Source organism: Pseudomonas sp. (assembly GCF_050739995.1).
In the GTDB taxonomy this organism is placed as follows: domain Bacteria; phylum Pseudomonadota; class Gammaproteobacteria; order Pseudomonadales; family Pseudomonadaceae; genus Aquipseudomonas.
The window spans coordinates 1-5503 of record NZ_JBOICG010000485.1 but is presented as its reverse complement, the minus strand read 5'-3'; the positions used below and the strand labels follow the sequence as shown (position 1 = coordinate 5503).

General features: G+C 61.0%; 5 protein-coding genes. All 5 read left to right on the top strand.

Going from position 1 to position 5503, the window contains the following annotated elements:
* Nucleotides 1-39: 39 nt before the first annotated feature.
* Nucleotides 40-2463, top strand: coding sequence for an endopeptidase La (gene lon / locus ACRESD_RS16070; protein WP_431751827.1), 2424 nt, complete (start codon nucleotides 40-42; stop codon nucleotides 2461-2463).
* Between the two features lie 191 nt (nucleotides 2464-2654).
* Entirely contained in the window at nucleotides 2655-3044 is a 390-nt protein-coding gene (locus ACRESD_RS16065) for a protease inhibitor I42 family protein (RefSeq protein WP_431751826.1), read from the top strand.
* 1 nt (nucleotide 3045) lies between these two features.
* Entirely contained in the window at nucleotides 3046-3702 is a 657-nt protein-coding gene (locus tag ACRESD_RS16060) for a lysoplasmalogenase (RefSeq protein WP_431751825.1), read from the top strand.
* 36 nt (nucleotides 3703-3738) lie between these two features.
* On the top strand, nucleotides 3739-4482 hold the full coding sequence (gene cmoA, locus ACRESD_RS16055; protein ID WP_431751824.1) for a carboxy-S-adenosyl-L-methionine synthase CmoA: 744 nt from the start codon (nucleotides 3739-3741) through the stop codon (nucleotides 4480-4482).
* On the top strand, nucleotides 4479-5435 hold the full coding sequence (cmoB, locus tag ACRESD_RS16050; RefSeq protein WP_431751823.1) for a tRNA 5-methoxyuridine(34)/uridine 5-oxyacetic acid(34) synthase CmoB: 957 nt from the start codon (nucleotides 4479-4481) through the stop codon (nucleotides 5433-5435). The genes cmoA and cmoB overlap by 4 nt, the downstream gene beginning before the upstream one ends.
* Nucleotides 5436-5503 lie beyond the last annotated feature (68 nt).

Below are 5503 nucleotides of genomic sequence, written 5' to 3'. Positions count from 1 at the left end.
TCCCCATCTAAGCACCATCGCCATTTACGCAGGTGCCCCATGAGCGACCAGCAAGAATTCCCTGATTACGACATCAACGATTACGCCGACCCTGAAAACGCTGAACACGAAGCGTCATCCAACACCGGCCTGGCCCTGCCTGGGCAAAACCTGCCGGACAAGGTCTACATCATCCCGATCCACAACCGCCCGTTCTTTCCGGCGCAAGTGTTGCCGGTGATCGTCAATGAAGAGCCGTGGGCCGAGACCCTGGAGCTGGTGAGCAAATCCGACCACCACTCCCTTGCCCTGTTTTTCATGGACACGCCGCCCGAAGACCCACGCCATTTCGATACTTCCAGCCTGCCGCTGTACGGCACTCTGGTGAAGGTGCACCACGCCAGCCGCGAGAACGGCAAGCTGCAGTTCGTCGCCCAGGGCCTGACCCGCGTGCGCATCAAGACCTGGCTCAAGCACCACCGCCCACCGTACCTGGTGGAAGTCGAATACCCGCATCAGCCCAGCGATCCGACCGACGAGGTCAAGGCGTATGGCATGGCGCTGATCAATGCGATCAAGGAGCTGCTACCGCTCAACCCGCTGTACAGCGAAGAGCTGAAGAACTACCTCAACCGCTTCAGCCCCAACGATCCATCGCCGCTGACCGACTTCGCCGCCGCGCTGACCTCGGCCACCGGCAATGAGTTGCAGGAAGTGCTGGACTGCGTGCCCATGCTCAAGCGCATGGAAAAAGTGCTGCCGATGCTGCGCAAAGAGGTGGAAGTCGCGCGCCTGCAAAAAGAACTCTCGGCCGAAGTGAACCGCAAGATCGGCGAGCATCAGCGTGAGTTCTTCCTGAAAGAACAGCTCAAGGTCATCCAGCAGGAGCTGGGGCTGACCAAGGATGACCGCAGCGCGGACGTCGAGCAGTTCGAGCAGCGCCTGGTCGGCAAGGTATTGCCGGCCCAGGCCCAGAAACGCATCAGCGAAGAAATGAACAAGCTGTCGATCCTGGAAACCGGTTCGCCGGAATACGCCGTCACGCGCAACTACCTGGACTGGGCGACGGCCGTGCCGTGGGGGGTGTACGGCGAGGACAAACTCGACCTGAAACACGCCCGCAAGGTGCTGGATAAGCACCATGCCGGCTTGGATGACATCAAGAGCCGCATCCTCGAGTTCCTCGCGGTGGGCGCCTATAAAGGCGAAGTCGCCGGCTCCATCGTGCTGCTGGTCGGCCCGCCGGGCGTGGGCAAGACCAGCGTGGGTAAATCCATCGCCGAGTCCCTCGGTCGGCCGTTCTACCGCTTCAGCGTTGGCGGTATGCGCGACGAGGCCGAGATCAAGGGCCACCGCCGCACCTACATCGGCGCCCTGCCCGGCAAGCTGGTGCAGGCGCTCAAGGATGTGGAGGTGATGAACCCGGTGATCATGCTCGACGAAATCGACAAGATGGGCCAAAGCTTCCAGGGCGATCCGGCTTCGGCCCTCCTGGAAACCCTCGACCCCGAGCAGAATGTCGAATTCCTCGATCATTACCTGGACCTGCGCCTGGACCTGTCCAAAGTGCTGTTCGTCTGCACCGCCAACACCCTGGACTCGATCCCCGGCCCGTTGCTGGACCGGATGGAAGTGATTCGCCTGTCGGGCTATATCACCGAAGAAAAAGTCGCCATCGCCAAGCGCCACCTGTGGCCCAAGCAGTTGGAAAAAGCCGGCGTGGCGAAAACCAGCCTGGCCATCAGCGACGGTGCGCTGCGCGCCTTGATCGACGGTTATGCGCGGGAGGCCGGGGTACGCCAGCTGGAGAAACAGCTGGGCAAACTGGTGCGCAAAGCGGTAGTCAAGCTGCTGGATGAGCCGGACTCGGTGATCAAGATCGGCAACAAGGACCTGGAAAGCTCCCTGGGCATGCCGGTGTTCCGTAACGAGCAAGTGCTGTCCGGCACCGGCGTGATCACCGGGCTGGCCTGGACCAGCATGGGCGGCGCGACCTTGCCAATCGAGGCGACGCGCATTCACACGCTCAACCGCGGCTTCAAGCTCACCGGGCAGTTGGGTGAGGTGATGAAGGAGTCTGCCGAGATTGCCTACAGCTACATCAGTTCGAACCTGAAGTCGTTTGGCGGTGATCCGAAGTTCTTCGACGAAGCCTTCGTGCACTTGCACGTGCCGGAAGGTGCCACACCGAAAGACGGCCCAAGTGCCGGGGTGACCATGGCCAGTGCATTACTGTCCCTGGCGCGTAACCAGCCGCCAAAAAAAGGCGTGGCGATGACGGGCGAATTGACGTTGACCGGGCATGTGCTGCCGATTGGCGGGGTTCGCGAGAAGGTGATTGCGGCGCGGCGCCAGAAGATCCATGAGCTGATCTTGCCGGAACCCAACCGTGGCAGCTTTGAAGAACTGCCGGAGTACCTCAAGGAGGGCATGACCGTGCACTTTGCCAAGCGCTTTGCGGATGTGGCCAAAGTGCTCTTCTGATAGTCATGTAGTGCCTGGTCTGGCCTCATCGCGGGCAAGCCCGACTCCCACATTTGAATGTGTTCATCTATCAAAATGTGGGAGCGGGCTTGCCCGCGATGGCGTCAGCCGCCATAACGCAGCCCCCTCCTGTCACACCTTGTCTCATCTTCGGTTATGCTCGCCGTTCGTCGTAAATGAACGGAGCCTCCATGACCGCTGCCCGCCTGCTTCTCCCATTGAGCCTTGCCCTGCTGGCCGCGTGCGCCAGTGCGCCGAAGCAAAACGTCACCGTGGACAATCAGGGCGCCTGCCCGCTCCAGCTTAAATCCGGGCAAAACCTGATCCTTACCCTGCCCAGCAACCCCACCACCGGCTACCGTTGGGCCATCCAGGATTCCGCTGGCGGTGTATTGCGTGCGTTGAGCCCTGAGGTCTATAGCAGCACTGAGTCCGGCGTGATCGGCGGCGGTGGGCAGTCCACCTGGCGCTTCCAGGCTTTTGCTGCAGGCCAGGGCCGTTTGCGCCTGACCTCCCAGCAACCTTGGGAACCGGAAGCCGACCCCACTGAAACCTTCGACTGCGCCATTACGGTGAACTGATATGCCATGGTTGATTCTTGCGTTGATGGGCGCCGGTACCTTTATCTACGGTCTGACCACCCATGCCACCTTGCTGTGCCTGATGGTCAAACCCCTACCGGTACTCGCGTTGCTGGGCTGGCTGCATGATGCGCCGCCCACCGACTATCGACGCTGGATCAGCCTGGGGCTGATTTTTTCCCTGGTGGGCGATGTGTTGCTCGCTTGGCCGGGAGACCTGTTTATCTTTGGGCTCGGCGCGTTTCTGTTCGCGCACCTGGCGTATCTGAAAGCCTATTTCAGCGACTGTCGCCGCTTGGCGCTGTTGCCGCTGGTATTGGCGCTGGGTGTGGGGGCTGTGCTGTTGAGCGTGCTGATTTCCAACGGCCTGGGGGATTTGCTGATACCGGTGGTGGTTTACGCAACAGTGATCACCGCCATGCTCTGGCGTGCGCTGGCGCGCCTGGGCAGCGACGTGCCGAAACGCTCGGCACTGCTGGCGGCGGCGGGAGCGGTGTCGTTTGTGTTTTCCGACACGTTGATCGGCATCAACCGGTTCGTCGTGTCGTTCGAGGCGGCGCCGTATCTATTGATCGTCACGTACTGGCTAGGCCAGTGGGGCATCACCGCTTCGGCTTTCCATCAGACAACCCGCGCACACGAGGGCCAAGTTGGCTAAAATGCCGGCCTTTCCCCTATCGTCGCCGGAACAACCGTGAGCAAAGAACCCGATCGCCTATTCGCCCAGCCCCTGCCCCAGGTGCCGGACTTCGCCTTTAACGAGGACGTGGTGCGGGTGTTCCCGGACATGATCAAGCGCTCGGTGCCCGGCTACCCGACCATCGTCGAAAACCTCGGTGTACTCGCGGCACAATTCGCCCAACCCAATAGCGTGCTGTATGACCTGGGCGCGTCCCTTGGCGCCGTGACCCAAGCCCTGCGCCGGCATGTGCGCACCGACGGCTGCCGGGTAATCGCAGTGGATAACTCGGCAGCGATGGTCGAGCGTTGCCGCGAATACCTCAACGGCCAGGACTCGATGTTCCAGGAGTTGCTGCCGGTTGAAGTGATCGAGGGCGATATCCTCGCACTGCAGTTTCAACCGGCTTCGGTGGTAGCGCTGAACTTCACCCTGCAATTTATCGCCCCCGCCGAACGCCTGGCCCTGCTCTCGCGCATCCACCAGTCGCTGCTGCCGGGCGGTGCGCTGATCCTCTCGGAAAAGCTGCGCTTCAATGACCTTGAAGAACATGCATTGCTCACCGACCTGCACATCGCGTTCAAACGCGCCAACGGCTACAGCGAACTGGAAATTGCCCAGAAGCGCAGCGCCATCGAAAACGTCATGAAGCCCGACAGCCTCGAAGAACACCGCGACCGCCTGCTGGCCGCTGGGTTCTCGAAAGTCGTGCCGTGGTTCCAGTGTCTTAACTTCGCCTCGTTGATTGCCTTGCCATGATTGATCTGTCTCCCCTCGCCCGCCATCTGGTCGGCACTCCTTTGGCTGTATGGGCCCAGGGCCTGCAAGCGCAACTCGATAGCAAGATGGAGAAGGGTCATGGCGACCTGGAGCGCTGGCAGAGTGCGCTGGACGCGCTGCCGCAGATCCAGCCCAGCGAAGTCGATTTGCTGAATGGACTGGCGCTCGACACCGAATGTGACGATGAAACCCGTGCACAAATGCGCACCGCACTGATGGGCCTGAGCCCGTGGCGCAAGGGGCCGTTCCATCTGTTCGGTGTGCATGTGGACACCGAATGGCGCTCGGACTGGAAATGGTCCCGCGTCGCACCGCATTTGAATCTGAAGGGCAAGCGCATCCTCGATGTCGGCTGCGGCAACGGTTACTACATGTGGCGCATGCTCGGCGCCGGAGCCGACAGTGTGATTGGCGTGGATCCCAACTGGTTGTTCTTCTGCCAGTTCCAGGCAGTGCAGCGCTACCTGTCAGAACCCAAGGCGTGGCACCTGCCCTTCCCGTTTGAAGACCTGCCGGCCAATCTGGAAGGCTTCGACACGGTGTTTTCCATGGGCGTGTTCTACCACCGTCGTTCGCCCATCGAGCATTTGCTGGCGCTGAAGGACACCCTGGTCAAGGGCGGCGAACTGGTCTTGGAAACATTGGTGGTAGAAGGCGACCAGCAGCAAGTGCTGGTGCCAGAAGACCGCTATGCGCAGATGCGCAACGTGTGGTTCCTGCCATCAGTGCCGGCGTTGATGCTGTGGCTGCGCCGCGCCGGCTTCAGTGATGTGCGCTGCGTGGATGTGAGCGTGACCACGGTCGAGGAACAGCGTGGGACCGAGTGGATGAAGTATCAGTCGTTGAGTGACTTTCTCGACCCCGATGATCACAGCAAGACCATCGAAGGCCTGCCGGCGCCGATGCGGGCGGTGATCATCGCCAAGAAATAACTGCACTCCACCTGAATAAATGGAGATCAAATGTGGGAGCTGGCTTGCCTGCGATAACGGTGGATCAG